We start from the raw sequence: 17448 nt of genomic DNA, 5'->3' as shown, positions 1-17448 counted from the left end.
CCAGAAATGTGGCGCCCGGTCATGCCTGTAAATAACGCAACACTGCGTCACACATCATGTCGCGCTGACGCTGCTTGACCTGCGGATCGGAAAAGTCGACCTGGAAAATCTCACCCAGGGTGTACCGGTTCGACACTCGATAAAAACAGAATGAGCTGACCAGTAAATGAACATCCAGCGGGTTCAGCCCCGCACGGAATACCTTTTGTTCAACGCCGCGTCGCAGGATGTTTTCCAGGGCATGCACAATCGTGTCGTTCATGGCCTTGATGCCTTCCGAACGCTTGATGTACTCACCCTTGTGGATATTTTCGATGCTGACAATGCGCACAAAATCCGCGCTCATGTCGTGGTGGTCGAAGGTGAACTCCACCAGCCGCAGAATGGCTTCTACCGGCTCGAGCTGATCCAGGTTCAAGCGACTTTCGATGCTGCGGATTTCGCCGTAGAGCTTCTCCAGCACCTCGACGTAGAGCTGCTCCTTACTGGTGAAGTAGTAATAGATCATGCGCTTGGAGGTCTTGGTACGCTCTGCGATGGCGTCCACGCGCGCGCCCGCCAACCCTTGTTCCACGAACTCGACAATCGCTTCTTGCAGGATATTTTCCCGCGTCTTCTCGGGGTTGTTCTTACGGCTCTTGCGCGGTTCGACGACCGGTGCCGTGGCGCCGGTGTCGAGTTCTGGAGTGTCGGTCATGTAAGGTTCACGGCCATATTGGAATGCCCGCGATTATGGGGCGCCCTGCTCAATGAAGGAAGTCGCCCTACAGTTTTGCCTGACGCGCCGCGCCACTGCGCGACTTGGCCATGGCGGCCAGACGCACCGCTACGTTTGCAGCACCGTACCCGGCATAGCCATTTTTGCGTTGCAGAAGCTCGAAGAAAAAACGCCCCTCAAAGGCTTCCGTATACACATGAAACAACTCGCCGCCTTGGGCATCCCGGTCGTACAGCACGTTGAAATAGGCCAGTTCGCTCAAGAACTCATCATCGAAATCAAACCGCGCGGCCAGGTCGTCGTAGTAGTTGAGCGGGATATCCAGCAACGGCACGCCCGCAGCCTTGGCACGGCTGACTTCAGCAAACAGGTCATCACATTCAAAGGCAATGTGATGCACACCTGAGCCACGATAACTCGACAGGGCATGTGAGATGGCGGTGTTTCTGTTCTCTGAAATATTCAACGGCAAACGAATCGAGCTGCATCGACTGCGCAATGCCCGGCTCTTGACCAGCCCATAAGGGTCCGGCAGCACCACTTCATCATCAGCCTCGAAATCCAGAAGGCTTTTATAGAACAGTACCCAGCTGTCGAGGCTGTCGGCGGGCAGAGCCATTGCCATGTGGTCGATGCGCTTGAGCCCGCCCTGGGCTGACGGAGTTGGCGTGATGGTGAAGTCCGACTCATACAGCGGCTTGCCGGCAGCGTCTTTGTCCACCAGATAAATCAGGCTGCCATCCGGTGCGCGCACCGCCGCCAGCTCCAGCTCATTGGGGCCGACCAGCCCGCGATAGGGCTGCCCCTTGTAGGCCACGGCACGGGCCAGGGCGCTGCTGCTGTCCTGCACACGCAGTGCAGTGGCGCACAACGATGGACCGTGGGCCTCAAAAAAGTTATGGGCGAACGAATAGGGTTCAGCGTTGAGGATCAGGTTGATGTCGCCCTGGCGCAGCAAGCTCACGTTCTTTGAACGGTGCTGCCCGGCATTGCTGAACCCCAGGCGTTCGAGCCAGTGAGTCAGCTGCGCGCCCTGGCTTTCATCCACGGCAAATTCGAGGAACTCGATACCGTCGTACTGACTGGCTTGAGGCGGTGCAAACAAGGGTTCAAGCGTCGCGGCCGGGGCCGCTTGCTGCACAAGCCGTTCGCAGGTCTTCTCTTCGAGGTACAACAACGAACGCAAGCCATCGGCCGCATTGGCCCGCGGCGGAGCAGCCCGAAAACCGTCATTGAAGATTTCCAGCGACAGAGGGCCTGTGTAGCCACTTTGTATGATCGGGGCCAAAAAGCCCGGCAGATCAAACTCGCCCTGCCCTGGGAAACAACGGAAATGACGACTCCACTCCAGCACATCCATGGCCAGAATCGGTGCGTCAGCCATTTGTACAAAGAAGATCTTGTCGCCGGGAATCTGCGCAATGGCGCTTGGATCGCCCTTGAGCGACAGGGTGTGGAAGCTGTCGAGCAATACCCCAAGATTCGGATGGTCGATCTGGCGCACCAGATCCCAGACCTGTTGCCAGGTATTGACGTGACGCCCCCAGGCCAGCGCTTCGTAACCAATGCGCAGGTTGCGCGCCCCCGCACGTTCGGCGAGCAGGCTCAGGTCATCCAGCAGAATCTGGCGATCGCCCACCGAGTCGGGCGAAGCGTTACTGCACACCAGCACCAGGTCGGTGCCCAGCTCCTGCATCAGGTCAAATTTACGCTCAGCGCGATCAAGGTTACGGGCAAGGCGATCGCGGCGGCACCCCTCGAAATCACGAAACGGCTGGAACAGGCTGATTTCAAGCCCCAGATCGGTGCACATCTGACGGACTTCACGGGGGCTGCCGTCGTAATACAGCAGATCATTCTCAAAGATCTCGACCCCGTCAAAACCTGCCGCCGCAATGGCGTCCAGCTTCTCTGGCAGGGTGCCGCTCAAGGAAACCGTGGCGATCGAACGCTTCATTTAAAACTCCCAGGATTGGCGCAGCCTGCAGGCGACGGCATTTCTTAATGGCTTGATTATTAAGGGCGCCCTATTATTGAGCAACCAATCTGTACCAACCGGTTAGTTTTGCGTGCGATTATCGAACATTATGGCCTATCTTGAATTGACGATTTTTTGTCCACTCGCCACCATCAACTCCGTACTTCTTGCGTCAACTGTTGTGCAACACCACATAAAAATTCCAAGAAACGGGTAAACATCCATGGTCCCTTCTCCGACTGCACGCACTACCCCTGCCCACGCTCCAAACGCAGGAATGGGTGACAAGATTCGCGGCACCCTGGCGACTGGCAAAACCCGTTGGGGCATGCTCGCACTGGTGTTTTTCGCCACCACACTGAATTTTATCGACCGCGCCGCCCTGGGCGTCATGCAACCGATCCTGGCCAAAGAGATGAGCTGGACGGCGATGGACTACGCCAACATCAACTTCTGGTTTCAGGTGGGCTATGCCATTGGCTTCGTGCTGCAAGGCCGCCTGATCGACCGGGTTGGGGTCAAGCGCGTGTTCTTCTGCGCCGTGTTGCTGTGGAGCCTGGCCACCGGTGCTCATGGCCTGGCCACGTCAGCGGTGGGCTTTATGATTTGCCGCTTCATTCTCGGCCTGACTGAAGCCGCCAATTATCCGGCCTGCGTAAAAACCACTCGGCTGTGGTTCCCGGCCAGCGAGCGGGCCGTGGCCAGCGGGATCTTCAACGCAGGTACCAACGTGGGCGCCATGTTCACCCCCATGATGCTGCCATTGGTGCTGCACGTGTGGGGCTGGCAGGCAGCCTTTTTGTGCATGGCGGCCTTGGGCGGTATCTGGCTGATCTTTTGGGGCTTGAAGTACTACAACCCTGAAGATCACCCAACCGTTAGCAAAGAGGAACTGGCTTACATCCAGCAAGAGAAAGAGCCTGAGCAAACCACCGTCTCTTTCGGCACCATCCTCAAGATGCGCGGCACCTGGGCATTCGCCTTGTCCTACGCCATGACGGCTCCCGTGTTCTGGTTCTACCTGTACTGGCTGCCGCCGTTTCTCAACCAGCAATACAACCTGGGCATCAGCGTGACCCAAATGGGCATCCCGCTGATCATCATCTACATCACCGCCGACTTCGGCAGTGTGGGCGGCGGGATTCTGTCTTCGGTCCTGATCAAGCGAGGCATGGCGGCGGTCAAGGCGCGACTGGTGTCGATGCTGTTGTGCGCGATCAGCATCATCGGCGTGGTGATGGCCGCAGGCTCCAGCGAACTTTGGGTCGCCGTGGGCGCCATTGCCCTGGCACTGGGTGCGCACCAGGCCTGGACGGCCAACGTGTGGAGCATGGTGATGGACTACACGCCCAAGCACATGATGGGCACCGTGTTCGGCTTTGGCGGCATGTGCGCCGCCATCGGCGGGATGTTCATGACCCAGTTTGTGGGTTATGTGCTGACCGTCACGAACAATAACTACACCTTACTGTTCACCATGATTCCAGCGATGTACTTCATTGCGTTAGTGTGGATGTACTTCATGGCGCCGCGAAAAATCCCACAGGTTTAGCGCATAGAACAACGAGGTATTCGATGACACTACCCACACCCCTCTCGGGGGTGAACCAACCCCTGAAGGGCATCCTGCTGATTGTGACAGCCACAGCGCTGTTCTCCAGTCACGATGCGCTGTCCAAGTACCTCAGTGGTTTCTACCCGGTGGTGATGGTGGTGTGGGCACGTTACCTGGTGCATACCGTATTGATGGCGGGGATCTTTCTGCCCCAGTCCGGATTGCGTGTACTGCGCAGCAAACGGCCTTTGCTTCAGGTGTTGCGGGCTATTTGCCTGCTGGGCTCAGGGCTTTTTTTCACCTATGGGTTGCTGTTTATCCCACTGGCTGAAAATACGGCGGTCAACTTTCTGGCGCCGCTGCTGGTGGCGGCATTGTCCGGGCCATTACTGGGCGAGACAGTGACTCGCGGGCAATGGATGGCCGTGGTGTGCGGGTTTATCGGGGTGGTGATCATCATTCACCCGGGAGGCGAGTTGTTTACGCCTGCGGTGTTATTGCCCATGACGGCAGCGCTGTGTTTCAGCTGCTATCAGATCCTCACGCGCAAACTCAGTGCGTACGACAGCCCCACCACCAGCAACTTTTTTGCCGGGCTGTTCAATGTGCTGGTGATGAGTGCGCTGGTGCCGTTTTTCTGGCAAACGCCGACACTGATCCACGGTTTGCAAATGCTGGCGCTGGGCAGCCTGGGCATGACCGCGCATTTGCTGCTGACCCAATCTTTTCGTGTGGCAGCGCCCGCATTGCTGGCGCCGTTCAGCTACTGCCAGATTGTGTTTTCAGGGGTGTTGGGCTGGTTGCTTTTTGACCATACGCCTGACCTGGCCAGCCGCATCGGCATTGCGATTATCTGCATCAGCGGGCTGGCGGCGGCATGGCAGCAGCGGCGCGGCCGCACATAAGATGGCTGCGACCTGCTCGACGTATTGGGCTGGCGATTGCCGCCGAGGTAGGACAACGTGTGCTGTGGGAGCGGGCTTGCTCGCGATAGCATCACCGCGGTCTGTCAGAACGACCTAGGTGGCTCAATCGCGAGCAAGCCCGCTCCCACAAGAGGCAGGGTGCGCTTAAAAGTCGAAGAACACCGTCTCCCCTTCGCCCTGAATGCGGATATCAAACTTGTAGGCTGTTTTGCCATTGAGTTCGCAACGATGGGCGATCAAGGTTTCGCGCCGTTGCGGCTGCTCGATCAGGTTGAGCACCGGGCACTTTGCATTCGCCTCGGGCTCGTCGCTGAAGTACAGGCGAGTTTGCAAATGGATGTTGATGCCACGGGCAAACAACGACACGTTGATATGCGGCGCCATCGGCACACCGCCTGCGTTGTTCACCACCCCCGGCTTGATGGTGTTCAGCGTCCACTCACCCGCATCGAAGGTGGTGGCGGTACGACCAAAGCTGTTGAACGCTTTTTCCGAGTCAAACGCTTCGTCATAGACCCCTTCATGATTGGCCTGCCACAGCTCCAGAAAGGAGTCGCGCACCAGATGGCCATTGCCGTCATAGACGTTGCCAAACAGCACGATAGGCTCGCCCGCAGCACCGGGCTTGGCCATCTCGCTCCAGATTTCTTCAGGTCGCGACGGGTTGCCGGCCGCAGCCAGGGCCAGGCCGATATGCACGTAGGGGCCAGCCGTTTGCGATGGGGTTTCGGGTAGCAGTTCGATAGGCATGACGGAGCTCCTCAGCAGTTTTCAAAGTGAGTCTGGCGCTGACCGCGCAGCACGATGTCAAAACGATACGCCAGACAATCCATCGGATTGGCCGCGCCCATGTCCAACCGGGCGATCAGGCTTTGCACGGCATCGGCGTTGGTAATCGACTTGACGATCGGGCACATGGGGATCATCGGATCACCTTCGAAATACAGCTGGGTAATCAGCCGCGTGGCAATTGCCGGACCACTGATGGAGACGTGGATATGCGCCGGGCGCCAGTCGTTTGGTCCGTTGCGCCAAGGATAGGGCCCCGGTTTGACGGTGCGAAAACTGTAATACCCTTCGCTATCGGTCAGGGTGCGGCCCACGCCGCCAAAGTTTGGGTCCAGCGGCGCCAGGTAACGGTCGTTTTTGTGGCGATACCGGCCGCCTGCGTTGGCCTGCCAGATTTCAACCAGGGTATGAGGAATCGGCTTGCCGTACTGATCGCGCACGCGCCCCGCCAGGATGATCCGCTCGCCTATCGGCAAACCACCATTGTTGAAATTAAGCAGCAGGTCGTTGTCGAACTTGCCGAACTTCAGATGGGAAAAGTCAGGCCCGCTGGTTTCACTGACCGATTGCGGGATGCTCACCAGCGCCTGGCGCGGGGAACGGGCAATGGATGTCTTGTAATCGGGGGTCAGGGCTTTGGGGTGCCAGTTGCGGTCACGGATGATAAAGCGCCGGCTGTCTGCATCAGACATGTCGATCTCCTGTTGTTTTTATAAAGGCCAGGCGCCAGTTTCAAACAACAGGTGAGGCAAGACTACTGAAAAGGCCAGCTCCAAACATAACCATATGGTTATGGATAAATGCCTTCACCGTAGGCCTGCCCCAATTCGCGCAAGACTTCCACACAGCCCTGTGCCGCCACCGACATCGGTACATGGGCGTTGCTGCAAATACCGATTGAACCGCCCGGTTCGCGCTGGCCCAGGTCGATTTCCTGGAGTTCGCCACTGGCCAGATCCAGACGCACGGCGTCCAGCGGTGCAATCCACACCGCATCGTTGCGCAGCACATAACGCCGACTCAAAGTAATCGACAGGGTTTCCAGACGCTGGCGGGACTGGCTGATGCCGCACTGTACAAACAGGCTGTCGGCAAAGGCGCGAATGGTGGTGTTGGCCAGCGGCAAAACCAGCGGATAGTTTTCAAGCAGGGTACGGTCCAGCGGGCCCTGGGTCAGGGGATGACCCGCGCGGGCTACCAGGGTCATGGATTCGCTGTAGAGATGCTCAAAATTCATACCCTGAATTTCCGGGCTGTCGGTCATGCGCCCTACGACCAGATCGACATCGCCTACCCTTAACTGCGATAACAGATAGGCACTTGGCCCGGTGACAACGCTGACCACCAGCGATGAATGCCGTGCATGCAGACGCTGCACCAGTTCGGGTATCAGCAGGCTTTCGACCGTCGACAAGACCCCCAGCCGCACCGTGCCGCCTACATACTCACCGCCGCGCAGGGCATTGACGCCCTCGCGCAATGCCTGCACCGAGGGCGTCGCATACCGCAGGAACGCCACGCCGGCTTCGGTCAGGGTGATCCCGCTTTTGCTGCGAACAAACAGGCTGACCGTCAGCAGCGCCTCAAGCTCCTTGAGGGTTTTGGACATGGCTGGCTGGCTGACCGCCAGCACATCGGCTGCCCGCGCCAAACTGCCCTGGCGCGCCATTTCCAGAAAGCACACAAGGTGGCGGTACTTGATGCGGGTATCAATGTTCACAGGGCTAACAACTCCGGGGCGGGGTTACGCGTCATCAACGGGGACATTTTGCAGATAAAACTCGTGCAACTTGGCTTGCAGTATTTTCTTGTCCGGCAGCCTGGTCTGATACTCAGCGATCAAAGCGGGCGATAGTGAACGGTTCAGTGCGTATTCAACCACTTCATCTTCCTTGCTGGCACACAGTAAAACACCGATGGCCGGATTTTCGTGCGACTTGCGGTGGTCGCGGTCCAAGGCCTCGAGATAAAAGTTGAGTTTGCCCAGATGTTCGGGTTCAAAGCGCCCCACCTTCAGCTCAATCGCTACAAGAGAATTCAAGCCACGATGAAACAAAAGCAGATCAACTGCAAAGTCCCGGCACCCTACCTGCAGCGGATACTCCGAGCCCACAAAGCAGAAATCATGGCCCAACTCAGTCAAGAACTCCCTTAACCGCCCAAGCAAGCCTTGATGCAACCCAGACTCACTGTGGCCTTTAGGGAGCTGAAGAAACTCAATGCAATAAGCGTCTTTGAATACATCCGCCACACCTGCGACACGCGCCTGTAAAGCTGGGGAAAGTTTGGCTGGACGAGTCACCATCCGTTCAAACAATGCGCTCTCCAATTGACGGTTCAACTCACGACTCGACCACTTTTGAGCAATCGCGTTGCGCATGTAAAACTCTCGCTCCTGCAATGATTTACATTGGCTCAGCAGCATCAGATGGTGAGTCCATGGCATTTGTGTCAGCAGCGCTGACACAAAGTTTTCATCCTTTTTATAGACCTCGTAAAACTGACGCATGCGAAACAGATTTCGGCGGGTAAACCCCCGCAGCCCAGGCTGGGTAGCTGCGATGTGTTCGGCCAATTGATCGACTACAGAGTCACCCCATTCAGCCCGCGCCAACTTTTGATTGATAAAAGCCCCCACTTGCCAGTAGAGCCCGATGAGCTGTGTATTCACTGCAACCGCTGCATTTTGTTGGGCGTTTTTAATCAATTGCACCACATGGGCGAAATCAACGACTGGAGTCTGTTCCGATGTATCTAAAGGGCTCGAGCTCACTGAAACCTCGATAAAGCGTGCGAAATGGAGCAACACACACTACGACCCGCCTCTTCCCTCGTCAGTCAGCCCCGCCCCACAAAAAGCAGATACGTTCTGTAGTCCTCACCTGCAACCCCCAACTCTCAAATGCCATACTCTCTCACCGCTCAGTAAGCGTCTGACAGCCGGGCTGGCGCAGCCCCGACTCAGCAACAACACTTGTGACTACGATTCATCAGAGGATTACCCCCATGCTTTGGAAAAAAGGCCGACGCAGCGATAACGTCGAAGACGTGCGCGATCAAGGCACCGGTGGCGGTGGCGGCATGCGGATTGGCGGCGGCAAGGGACTGAGCCTGATGGCCGTGGTGCTGATTGTCGGCTTCGGTCTGTTAACCGGGCAGGACCCCATGCAGATACTCGGACAGTTAAGCGGTGAGTTCACCGGGCAGTCCTCACCCCAGGTCACTCAGCAGGCCGGGCGTGCGCCTGCGGCCAATGATGAACAGGCCGATTTTGTACGCGCAGTGCTGGGGGATACGGAAGACACCTGGCGTCAGATTTTTCAGCAGGCCGGTCGCACCTATAAAGACCCGACCCTGGTGCTGTTTCGCGGCCAGGTCAATTCGGCCTGCGGCTTTGCAACGGCAGCCAGCGGGCCGTTTTATTGCCCGGCCGACCAGAAGGTCTATCTGGACATGAGTTTCTTCCAGGAAATGACGCAACGCTTCAAGGCCGGGGGTGATTTTGCCCAGGCGTATGTGATCGCTCATGAGGTGGGCCATCACGTGCAGACCCTGCTGGGCGTCTCGTCGAAAATGCAGATGGCTCGCCAGCAGGGTAAACGCATGGAAGGCGATGGCGGCTTGCTGGTGCGTCAGGAGTTGCAAGCCGACTGCCTGGCAGGGGTGTGGGCCAATCATGCGCAAAAACGCCTGAACTGGCTGGAACCCGGTGACATTGAATCGGCCTTGAATGCCGCAAACGCCATTGGCGATGATCGCTTGCAGCAACAAGGCCAGGGCCGTGTGGTGCCCGACTCCTTTACCCACGGCACGTCGGCGCAACGGGTGAAGTGGTTCAAGACCGGTTTTGCGCAAGGCAATATCAATCAGTGCGATACGTTTTCGGCTGCACGGCTTTAGCGAGCAACCCTGTGGGAGCCGGGCAAGCCCGCTCCCACAGCGTCCTGTCAGTCGAGCAACTGGCGCAACTCGAAGCAGTCTTTGGCGTGCCAGTCAGTCAGTTCGGGCCACGGATTTTCGGGGACGTTGACCAGTACGGTTTTGCTGCCGGCAGCGCGACCACAAGCCAGGTCAAAGTGATAATCCCCCACCATCACCATCTTAGCCGGGGATATGTCCCACGCCCGCGCCAGCTGTAGCAGGCCATCGGGGTCAGGTTTGTGTGCCGCGTTGTCACGGCCCAACACATCCTGTGGCGCAAAGCACTGGTCCAGGCCAATGGCCTTGAGCGTGATATATGCCAGTTCCTGAGCGTTACGGGTCAGTACACCCAGACGACATCCCTGGGCGACCAGATCGCGCACCAGTTCGACCGCCCCCGGCGCAGGCGTTGAGGCCAGCGCCAGTTCGCGTTCGTGCTCCAGCAACCAGGCGTGCTTGGCCGCCGCCACCTCGGCGGGCAAGCCGTTGAGGTGGGTCAGGATGTCTTCACCCACGGGGATCTCCAGCTCCCGACGAATCACGGCAAAATCATGCACGGCGACGGTCAGGGTGCCGTCCATGTCGAAGACCCAGTGTTTGACGTCCTTGAGTGTCATGCCCAGTCCTTGCGATGGCGTATCAAACCTTCCTGCGTGACCGACGCGACCAGTTGGCCTGCGCGGTTATAGACGCTGCCACGGGAGAACCCGCGAGAATTACCGGCCCACGGGCTGTCCATTGCATAGAGCAACCAGTCATCGGCGCGCAGGTCAGCGTGAAACCACAGCGCGTGATCAAGACTGGCGACCTGCATATCCTTTTGCCACACGCCTTTGCCGTGGGGCAGCAAGGAGGTGGTCAGCAAGCCAAAGTCCGAGGCGTAGGCCAGCAGGTATTTATGCAGCGCAGGCGTGTCGGGCAATGTGCCGTCGGCGCGAAACCACACGTACTTGATCGGGTCGCTGACCTTGGGGTTGAACGGGTCTTCGCCCACCACCGGACGAAACTCGATGGGCTTGGCGCACAGCAGTTTTTCACGCATCGACTCAGGAATCAGATCCGCGCGCTGGCGAATCATGTCGAGCTCCGAAGGCAGGTTCTCAGGTCCTACAACATCAGGCATAGGGATCTGATGTTCAAAACCGCCCTCGTCGTATTGAAACGAAGCGCTGCTGGTAAAGATCGGCTGGCCCTTTTGAATGGCGGTCACCCGGCGCGTACTGAAGCTACCGCCGTCACGCACCCGGTCAACCTGATACACCACCGGCAAGCTTGCATCGCCCGGGCGCAAAAAATAGCCATGCATCGAGTGCACATGGCGGGCGTCTTCAACCGTCTGGCTCATGGCTGACAGTGATTGACCGAGTACCTGACCACCGAACAGCTGGCGAAATCCCAAGTCCTGGCTGCTGCCGCGAAAGAGGTTCTCTTCGATCGGTTCCAGGGTCAGCAAATTGACCAGATCATCCAACACTTGGCTCATTCAGATTCTCCTCACACAGAGCAATACCGTCGCAATCTTCGTTACGTCGGTCAAAAATTTCGGCTTTCGCCGCTCTACTGCACCTGCTTAACCGTGCAGGGTTTGCAACCACTGCGCCCGCGAAATGCGGTACAGCACGTGGGGCTTTAACACGTCACCTTCAAGCAGCCGTGGATGTTCAAAGTCAGCGCCGGGATCGTGCTGCATGCCAATGGCCTGCATGACTTTCTGGGAGGCCAGGTTCACCTGGCTGGTAAACGACACCACCTGATCCAGCGCCAATCGATCGAAGGCACAGCGCAATGCCGCCCATGCCGCCTCACTGGCGTAGCCCAGGCCCCAATGCTCGGGCGCCAGGCGCCAGCCGATTTCGACGGCCGGGGCGAACGAGGCGTCAAAAGAGACATTCATCAGCCCGGTAAAACCGATAAAGGCACCCGTGTCCTTGCGCTCCAGCGCCCACAACCCGTAGCCGTATTCGGCAAAGTGGCCGCGAATCCGCCCAATCAGCGCTGCGCTTTCGAGGCGGCTCAAGGGCGCCGGAAAATAGCGCATCACCTGGGGGTCAGCACACATGGCAGCGAACTCGGGCAAGTCTGTGTCTCGCCAGGGGCGCAAGTGCAAACGGGCACTCTCGAGCTCTTTGATTTGCTCCATCGGTTCTCTCCGATTTGTTACCGGGCTTTACATATGTCGGCAGTGTACAGCGCTGTTAATATCCAGCGCTCGTTACGACGCGAAAATCCCTATGCCTGTACCGCTGATTTACCACGATGACTACAGCCCGCAGTTCCCGACGGATCATCGATTCCCTATGGATAAATTCCGCCTGTTGCGCGATCACCTTGTGGAGTCCGGGCTGACCAGCGATGCGGCCCTGCTTCGGCCCGAGCTGTGCCCTGTGGATATCCTTGCGCTGGCCCATGACCGCGACTATATCGAGCGCTATATGGCGGGCGAACTGGCCCGCGAAGATCAGCGCCGCCTGGGTTTGCCCTGGAGCGAGGCGCTGGCGCGACGCACCATTCGTGCAGTAGGCGGCTCACTGCTGGCCGCCGAGAAGGCGCTGGAGCACGGGCTTGCCTGCCATTTGGCGGGCGGTACCCATCACGCCCACTACGATCACCCGGCAGGCTTTTGCATCTTCAATGATCTGGCCATTATCAGCCGCTATATGCTGGAAAGCGGCCGGGTCAACCGGGTGCTGATTTTTGACTGTGACGTGCATCAGGGCGATGGCACTGCGCGGATCCTTGAACATACCCCGGACGCCATTACCGTTTCCCTACACTGCGAAAAGAACTTTCCGGCGCGCAAGGCCCAAAGTGACTGGGATATCGGCCTGCCGATGGGGATGGGTGATGCCGACTACTTGCAAGTGGTCGACGAGGCGCTCAATTACCTGCTGCCTCTTTATCAGCCGGACCTGGTGCTCTACGACGCTGGCGTGGATGTGCACAAAGACGATGCCCTGGGTTATTTGAAGCTGACCGATGAAGGGGTTGGCGCCCGTGACGAGAGCGTGATGCGCCACTGTCTGGGCCGCGATATTCCGGTGGTGGGCGTGATTGGCGGTGGTTACAGCAAGGACCGCAAGGCGCTGGCCCGGCGGCACGGCATTCTGCATCACCGTGCGCAAAAGGTCTGGCTGTCATCGGGTTGTCATTAGGGTGTGATTTTTTACCCACAATGCCTGTGGAACTGCCTGTGGATAACCTGAGTGGAAACACCTGCAGGTCACGGGGGACATGGCTTTCAGAGGGCTGTATGTTTTTCGTACAACTTTGAGCAGCCCCGTAGCAGCTGCCGAGGAACGAAGGCTGCGTTCGAGTGCGAAGCGGTCGTAAAACCTGAGCATGCTTTGTATCTGACTCTACGCGAACAATGATTTTACGACTGCTGCGCAGCCGGACGCAGCCTTCGGCAGCTGCTACGGGTGATCTGCCCACCCCTAAGGTAGAATGCCCGGCCTATTTCGCCGATTTGCAGCCCTGCCATGACTGATTCCACTGCCTCCCTTCCCCATCACGTCGCCATTATTGGCGGTGGACCGGCCGGTTTGATGGCTGCCGAAGTGTTGAGCCAGGCTGGCGTGCGAGTTGATCTGTACGACGGCATGCCGTCGGTGGGCCGCAAGTTCTTGCTGGCCGGGGTGGGCGGGATGAATATCACCCACTCCGAAGCCTACCCGGCGTTCCTGTCGCGCTACGCCGAACGTGCACCGCAGATGGCACCGCTGCTGCGCGCCTTCAATGCCGATGCCTTGTGCCAATGGATTCATGAACTGGGCATCGAGACTTTTGTCGGCAGCTCAGGCAGGGTGTTCCCCACCGATATGAAAGCCGCGCCGCTGCTGCGCGCCTGGCTCAAGCGCCTGCGCGACTCCGGCGTCGTTATCCACACTCGCCATCGCTGGCTGGGCTGGGACGCCGATGGCCCATTGCGGATCCACAGCCCTGAAGGCGAGAAGCACGTGAAGCCGGACGCGGTGCTGCTGGCGCTGGGCGGCGGCAGTTGGGCCAGACTGGGATCGGACGGTGCCTGGATGCCATTACTGGCCGAGCGCGGTGTTGAACTGGCGCCGTTGCAGCCGAGCAATTGCGGGTTTGATGTGGCTGGCTGGAGCGAGGTGCTGCGCAGCAAGTTTGCCGGTGCCCCGCTGAAAAACATCGCCATTGCCCTGGAGCACAGCCCGCCGCGCCTGGGCGAGTGCGTGGTCACCGCCAGCGGGATTGAAGGGAGTTTGATTTACGCCTGGTCGGCGCCGATTCGCGAGGCGATCAATCAACGAGGTGAAGCCACGATCCTGATCGATCTGTTGCCCAACAAGCCTGTGGATAAAATCCAGGCCACACTGGCCAAGCCCCGTGGCTCGCGCTCGATGAGCAAGCACTTGCACAGCCAGTTGGGGCTCGATGGCGTGAAAGCCGCGTTGTTGCGCGAGTTAGCGCCAGCGGAGCACTTCAACGACCCGGCGCTATTGGCCAAGGCCATCAAGGCATTGCCCCTGAAACTGATCAAGGCCCGCCCGCTGGACGAAGCCATCAGCAGCGCCGGTGGGGTGAAGTTTGAGGCTGTGGATGAAAACCTGATGCTCAAGGCATTGCCGGGGGTGTTCTGTGCGGGCGAAATGCTTGATTGGGAAGCCCCCACCGGCGGCTACTTGCTCACAGGCTGTTTTGCCAGTGGCCGTGCCGCAGGGTTGGGGGTTTTAAGCTGGCTGAAAGCACAACGCTAATCAAACGGTGGGAGCGGGCTTGCTCGCGATGGCGTCAACACGGTGGCTCAGCCAGACCGCGTTGCCTGCATCGCGAGCAAGCCCGCTCCCACAGGTTCAGAGTGCTTAAGGCTTGCGCTTGCGCGGGCCGGTGTTGAACACAGGCACTTTACGCACAGGCTTGACCGATGGCTCGGCCGGTGCTGCTTCGCCGCTGTCCACCCATTTGCCCAGGTTGCGCTTGCCGCCACCGCCCGAGGTTTTCGGCTTTTTCGGCTTCTTCGGCTTTTTGACCACCTGACCCGAAGCATCCGTCTCGGGCACACGGTGCTCCGGCTCGAAGTCTTGCTCTTCGTGGCGCTTCAAGGTCTGGCGGGTCAGCATCTCGATCGCCGACAGCATGTTCACTTCGTCAGCACAGACCAGCGAAATGGCTTCGCCCTTCTGCCCGGCGCGACCGGTACGACCAATGCGGTGAATGTAGTCTTCGGCCACGATTGGCAAGTCGAAGTTGACTACCAGCGGCAGATCTTCGATGTCCAGACCGCGTGCGGCGACATCGGTGGCCACCAGGATTTGCACTTCGCTGGCCTTGAAGCGGTCCAGCGCCCGTTGACGCGTGGCCTGCGGCTTGTCGCCGTGGATGCCGTCAGCGTTGATTCCCAACGCTTGCAGCTTGCCCACCAGTTCATCCACACCGTTGCGGGTTTTAGCGAACACCAGTACCTGCTTCCAGTGCTGGGTGCGCAGCAAGTGCAAAAACAGCTCTGCCTTGCGCTTTTTGTCGACCGGGATAACCCATTGCTTGACGCTGCTGGCCGCCACGTTACGCGGGCTGACTTCGATGCTCAGCGGGTTGTCGAGCATCTGCTCGGCCAACAGGCGAATCGCGTCAGAAAAGGTGGCCGAAAACAGCAGGGTCTGGCGCTTTTTTGGCAAGGCGCGGTAGATGTCGCGCAGCTCTTCACTGAAGCCCAGATCGAGCATGCGATCCGCTTCGTCGAGAATCAGGGTTTGCAGCTGGTTGAACTTGATCGCCTTCTGGCGATACAGGTCCAGCAGACGGCCAGGGGTGGCAACCAGTACATCAACGCCTTTACGCATTTTCATCATTTGCGGGTTGATGCTGACGCCACCGTACACCGCGTAGGTGCTCAACGGCAGGTGCTCGGCGTACTGGCGAATGCTCTCGTGTACCTGTTCGGCCAGTTCACGGGTCGGCACCAGCACCAGTGCACGCACCGAGTTGCTGGCGACTTTCGGGCCTTCCATCGTCAGCGACTGCAACAACGGCAGGGCGAAACCGCCGGTTTTGCCGGTGCCGGTCTGGGCTGCAGCCATCAGGTCGCGGCCAGCCAGTACTGCGGGGATCGCTTGGGCCTGAACCGGGGTTGGGGTCTTGTAGCCGAGCGTCTCAAGGGCGCGCAGCAGGGGTTCGATCAGGCCAAGGGTGGCGAATGTCATGGGGATACCGTCGAAAAAGGTCTGCGCAGGGGTGCATACGTTGCAATGGCGCGCAGTTTACCCTAATTCACACGGGTTTCTGCTTGCGCCACTGCGGCAACCCGATCAACACCACGGCGCTGATGATCACGGCCATGGCCAGGCACTCTTCAAAACCAATGGTCTCACCCGCAAAGGCGATCCCCAGCATCACTGCCACGGCCGGGTTGACGTAGGCGTAGCTGGTGGCTGCGGCCGGGCGCACGTTTTTGAGCAGGTACATATAAGCGCTGAAGGCGATGATCGAGCCAAAGAACACCAGATACAGCAAGGCGCCCCAGCCTGCGGCCGTCGGCATTTGGGTCATGCGCTCGCCGCTGACCAGGCTGCCCACCAGCAGTACCGCACCTGCGGTGAGCATTTCAGCGGCGCTGGCCATTGGCCCGGGGGGCAGCGGCAGGTGCCGGCTCCAGACCGAACCAAACGCCCAGGCAGCGGCGGCAAAAATCACCATTGCCGCGCCCATCGGGCTGGCTTGCAGGTTGGAGCCCAGGTTGAGCATGCCGATGCCCACCAGCCCCAGGGCGATACCCGCCCATTCCAGGCGAGTGTTGCGTGCGCCCCAGAAGTAGCCGAACAGCAAGGTAAACAACGGCACGGTGGCCACGGCCAGCGCGGCGACGCCAGACGCTACCCCCGAGTGCTCTGCCAGGGTCACGCCACCATTGCCGCAGGCCAGCAGCAGAAAGCCGATCATGGCAGCCGAACGCCATTGCACCCCTGTCGGTGCAGGCGCGCCCCGCCAGCGCATGAAGGCGTACATCAAACTGCCCGCTATCAGAAACCGCACCCCGGCCATCATCAAGGGAGGCCAGGACTCAATGCCGATGCGAATGGCCAGGTAGGTCGAGCCCCAAATCACGTACAAGGCAAAAAAAGCACCGATCAGTTGTAGCGGAAAACGACGCGCGGCAGGCATGGGGCAGCTCAAGGGCAGAGGCAGGGGACTGGGGAGTTTAGACAAGGGAGTGCGTAATAATAAGTAACAGAACGCACCAAAAGTGACCGTACACTTTTATACCTGCCTGAGGGGGCAACACAAAACCCGTGGGAGATTGGCTTGCCTGCGAGGCTGGCAACGCGGTCTGACTGACACTCCGTGGCGATGCCATCGCGAGCAAGCCCGCTCCCACACCATGGCTCTGCAAGCATCGAATTCAGTGAGCGCTACAAAACCCGTGGGAGCTGGCTTGCCTGCGAGGCTGGCAACGCGGTCTGACTGACACCCCGCGGCGATGCCATCGCGAGCAAGCCCGCTCCCACACCATGGCTCTGCAAGCATCGAATTCAGTGAGCGCTACAAAACCCGTGGGAGCTGGCTTGCCTGCGAGGCTGGCAACGCGGTCTGACTGACACCC

Annotated in this window: 16 protein-coding genes; 5 read left to right on the top strand and 11 right to left on the bottom strand. The window is 59.0% G+C overall.

The annotated features are described in order from the left end of the window. Positions 1 to 19 precede the first annotated feature (19 nt). Positions 20 to 697: a TetR/AcrR family transcriptional regulator gene (locus AC19YQ_RS13840; protein WP_500595333.1), complete on the bottom strand. Its 678-nt coding sequence runs from the start codon at positions 695 to 697 to the stop codon at positions 20 to 22. Positions 698 to 764: 67 nt separating this feature from the next. Beyond that, positions 765 to 2675, bottom strand: a complete 1911-nt coding sequence (gene quiC / locus AC19YQ_RS13835; protein WP_500595332.1) for a 3-dehydroshikimate dehydratase QuiC — start codon at positions 2673 to 2675, stop codon at positions 765 to 767. 244 nt (positions 2676 to 2919) lie between these two features. Here quiC and AC19YQ_RS13830 point away from each other — a divergent pair, with 244 nt between their 5' ends. Together AC19YQ_RS13830 and AC19YQ_RS13825 are read left to right on the top strand one after the other, a co-directional pair. Then, positions 2920 to 4248, top strand: a complete 1329-nt coding sequence (locus tag AC19YQ_RS13830) for an MFS transporter (RefSeq protein WP_500595331.1) — start codon at positions 2920 to 2922, stop codon at positions 4246 to 4248. 23 nt (positions 4249 to 4271) lie between these two features. Further along, positions 4272 to 5156 (top strand): DMT family transporter, encoded by an 885-nt coding sequence (locus AC19YQ_RS13825; protein ID WP_133076963.1) that lies wholly within the window; start codon positions 4272 to 4274, stop codon positions 5154 to 5156. A gap of 165 nt (positions 5157 to 5321) precedes the next feature. Here the strand turns inward: AC19YQ_RS13825 and pcaG are convergent, their stop codons facing one another. From pcaG to AC19YQ_RS13805, 4 genes are all read right to left on the bottom strand, one after another. Further along, positions 5322 to 5927, bottom strand: a complete 606-nt coding sequence (gene pcaG / locus AC19YQ_RS13820; protein WP_339476471.1) for a protocatechuate 3,4-dioxygenase subunit alpha — start codon at positions 5925 to 5927, stop codon at positions 5322 to 5324. An 11-nt stretch (positions 5928 to 5938) separates the two neighbouring features. Continuing rightward, positions 5939 to 6658 (bottom strand): protocatechuate 3,4-dioxygenase subunit beta, encoded by a 720-nt coding sequence (gene pcaH / locus AC19YQ_RS13815; RefSeq protein ID WP_326425221.1) that lies wholly within the window; start codon positions 6656 to 6658, stop codon positions 5939 to 5941. A gap of 98 nt (positions 6659 to 6756) precedes the next feature. Next, positions 6757 to 7686, bottom strand: coding sequence for a pca operon transcription factor PcaQ (gene pcaQ, locus AC19YQ_RS13810; protein WP_133076966.1), 930 nt, complete (start codon positions 7684 to 7686; stop codon positions 6757 to 6759). A 24-nt stretch (positions 7687 to 7710) separates the two neighbouring features. Further along, positions 7711 to 8739 carry a PDDEXK nuclease domain-containing protein gene (locus AC19YQ_RS13805; protein ID WP_339476466.1) on the bottom strand — a complete coding sequence of 343 codons (1029 nt, stop codon included), beginning with the start codon at positions 8737 to 8739 and terminating at the stop codon, positions 7711 to 7713. A 233-nt stretch (positions 8740 to 8972) separates the two neighbouring features. Between AC19YQ_RS13805 and ypfJ the strand changes: the two genes are divergently transcribed. Continuing rightward, positions 8973 to 9866 (top strand): KPN_02809 family neutral zinc metallopeptidase, encoded by an 894-nt coding sequence (gene ypfJ, locus AC19YQ_RS13800; protein WP_133076967.1) that lies wholly within the window; start codon positions 8973 to 8975, stop codon positions 9864 to 9866. A gap of 47 nt (positions 9867 to 9913) precedes the next feature. On the opposite strand, the gene AC19YQ_RS13795 is transcribed toward ypfJ, so the two are convergent. The 3 genes from AC19YQ_RS13795 to AC19YQ_RS13785 form a co-directional block, all read right to left on the bottom strand. Beyond that, complete coding sequence (locus tag AC19YQ_RS13795) at positions 9914 to 10504, bottom strand: HAD family hydrolase (protein ID WP_500595330.1); 591 nt, start codon at positions 10502 to 10504, stop codon at positions 9914 to 9916. Further along, entirely contained in the window at positions 10501 to 11370 is an 870-nt protein-coding gene (gene tesB, locus AC19YQ_RS13790) for an acyl-CoA thioesterase II (protein WP_133076969.1), read from the bottom strand. The genes AC19YQ_RS13795 and tesB overlap by 4 nt, the downstream gene beginning before the upstream one ends. Before the next feature lie 87 nt (positions 11371 to 11457). Next, positions 11458 to 12027 carry a GNAT family N-acetyltransferase gene (locus AC19YQ_RS13785; protein WP_500595329.1) on the bottom strand — a complete coding sequence of 190 codons (570 nt, stop codon included), beginning with the start codon at positions 12025 to 12027 and terminating at the stop codon, positions 11458 to 11460. Between the two features lie 91 nt (positions 12028 to 12118). Between AC19YQ_RS13785 and AC19YQ_RS13780 the strand changes: the two genes are divergently transcribed. Beyond that, positions 12119 to 13039, top strand: a complete 921-nt coding sequence (locus tag AC19YQ_RS13780; protein ID WP_500595328.1) for a histone deacetylase family protein — start codon at positions 12119 to 12121, stop codon at positions 13037 to 13039. A 327-nt stretch (positions 13040 to 13366) separates the two neighbouring features. Beyond that, positions 13367 to 14608 (top strand): TIGR03862 family flavoprotein, encoded by a 1242-nt coding sequence (locus AC19YQ_RS13775; protein WP_500595327.1) that lies wholly within the window; start codon positions 13367 to 13369, stop codon positions 14606 to 14608. Positions 14609 to 14713: 105 nt separating this feature from the next. Here AC19YQ_RS13775 and rhlE1 read toward each other — a convergent pair whose 3' ends face one another. Together rhlE1 and yedA are read right to left on the bottom strand one after the other, a co-directional pair. Next, positions 14714 to 16051 carry an RNA helicase RhlE1 gene (rhlE1, locus tag AC19YQ_RS13770; protein WP_133076973.1) on the bottom strand — a complete coding sequence of 446 codons (1338 nt, stop codon included), beginning with the start codon at positions 16049 to 16051 and terminating at the stop codon, positions 14714 to 14716. A 67-nt stretch (positions 16052 to 16118) separates the two neighbouring features. Further along, the gene (gene yedA, locus AC19YQ_RS13765; protein ID WP_339476456.1) at positions 16119 to 17009 is read right to left on the bottom strand and encodes a drug/metabolite exporter YedA; all 891 of its coding nucleotides are present in this window, start codon (positions 17007 to 17009) and stop codon (positions 16119 to 16121) included. Between the last annotated feature and the right edge of the window lie 439 nt (positions 17010 to 17448).

The organism is Pseudomonas sp. MF06569 (assembly GCF_059862735.1).
The sequence above is the reverse complement of the archived record's forward strand: the minus strand, read 5'-3'. Positions and strand labels throughout refer to the sequence as shown.

Bases quoted from the DNA above. Each gene is read 5' to 3' on its own strand.
- AC19YQ_RS13795 (WP_500595330.1), bottom strand. From the start codon at position 10,504: ATGACACTCAAGGACGTCAAACACTGGGTCTTCGACATGGACGGCACC.
- pcaH (WP_326425221.1), bottom strand. From the start codon at position 6,658: ATGTCTGATGCAGACAGCCGGCGCTTTATCATCCGTGACCGCAACTGG.
- quiC (WP_500595332.1), bottom strand. From the start codon at position 2,675: ATGAAGCGTTCGATCGCCACGGTTTCCTTGAGCGGCACCCTGCCAGAG.
- AC19YQ_RS13780 (WP_500595328.1), top strand. From the start codon at position 12,119: ATGCCTGTACCGCTGATTTACCACGATGACTACAGCCCGCAGTTCCCG.
- rhlE1 (WP_133076973.1), bottom strand. From the start codon at position 16,051: ATGACATTCGCCACCCTTGGCCTGATCGAACCCCTGCTGCGCGCCCTT.
- tesB (WP_133076969.1), bottom strand. From the start codon at position 11,370: ATGAGCCAAGTGTTGGATGATCTGGTCAATTTGCTGACCCTGGAACCG.
- AC19YQ_RS13775 (WP_500595327.1), top strand. From the start codon at position 13,367: ATGACTGATTCCACTGCCTCCCTTCCCCATCACGTCGCCATTATTGGC.
- AC19YQ_RS13785 (WP_500595329.1), bottom strand. From the start codon at position 12,027: ATGGAGCAAATCAAAGAGCTCGAGAGTGCCCGTTTGCACTTGCGCCCC.
- ypfJ (WP_133076967.1), top strand. From the start codon at position 8,973: ATGCTTTGGAAAAAAGGCCGACGCAGCGATAACGTCGAAGACGTGCGC.
- AC19YQ_RS13840 (WP_500595333.1), bottom strand. From the start codon at position 697: ATGACCGACACTCCAGAACTCGACACCGGCGCCACGGCACCGGTCGTC.
- AC19YQ_RS13830 (WP_500595331.1), top strand. From the start codon at position 2,920: ATGGTCCCTTCTCCGACTGCACGCACTACCCCTGCCCACGCTCCAAAC.
- yedA (WP_339476456.1), bottom strand. From the start codon at position 17,009: ATGCCTGCCGCGCGTCGTTTTCCGCTACAACTGATCGGTGCTTTTTTT.
- AC19YQ_RS13825 (WP_133076963.1), top strand. From the start codon at position 4,272: ATGACACTACCCACACCCCTCTCGGGGGTGAACCAACCCCTGAAGGGC.
- pcaG (WP_339476471.1), bottom strand. From the start codon at position 5,927: ATGCCTATCGAACTGCTACCCGAAACCCCATCGCAAACGGCTGGCCCC.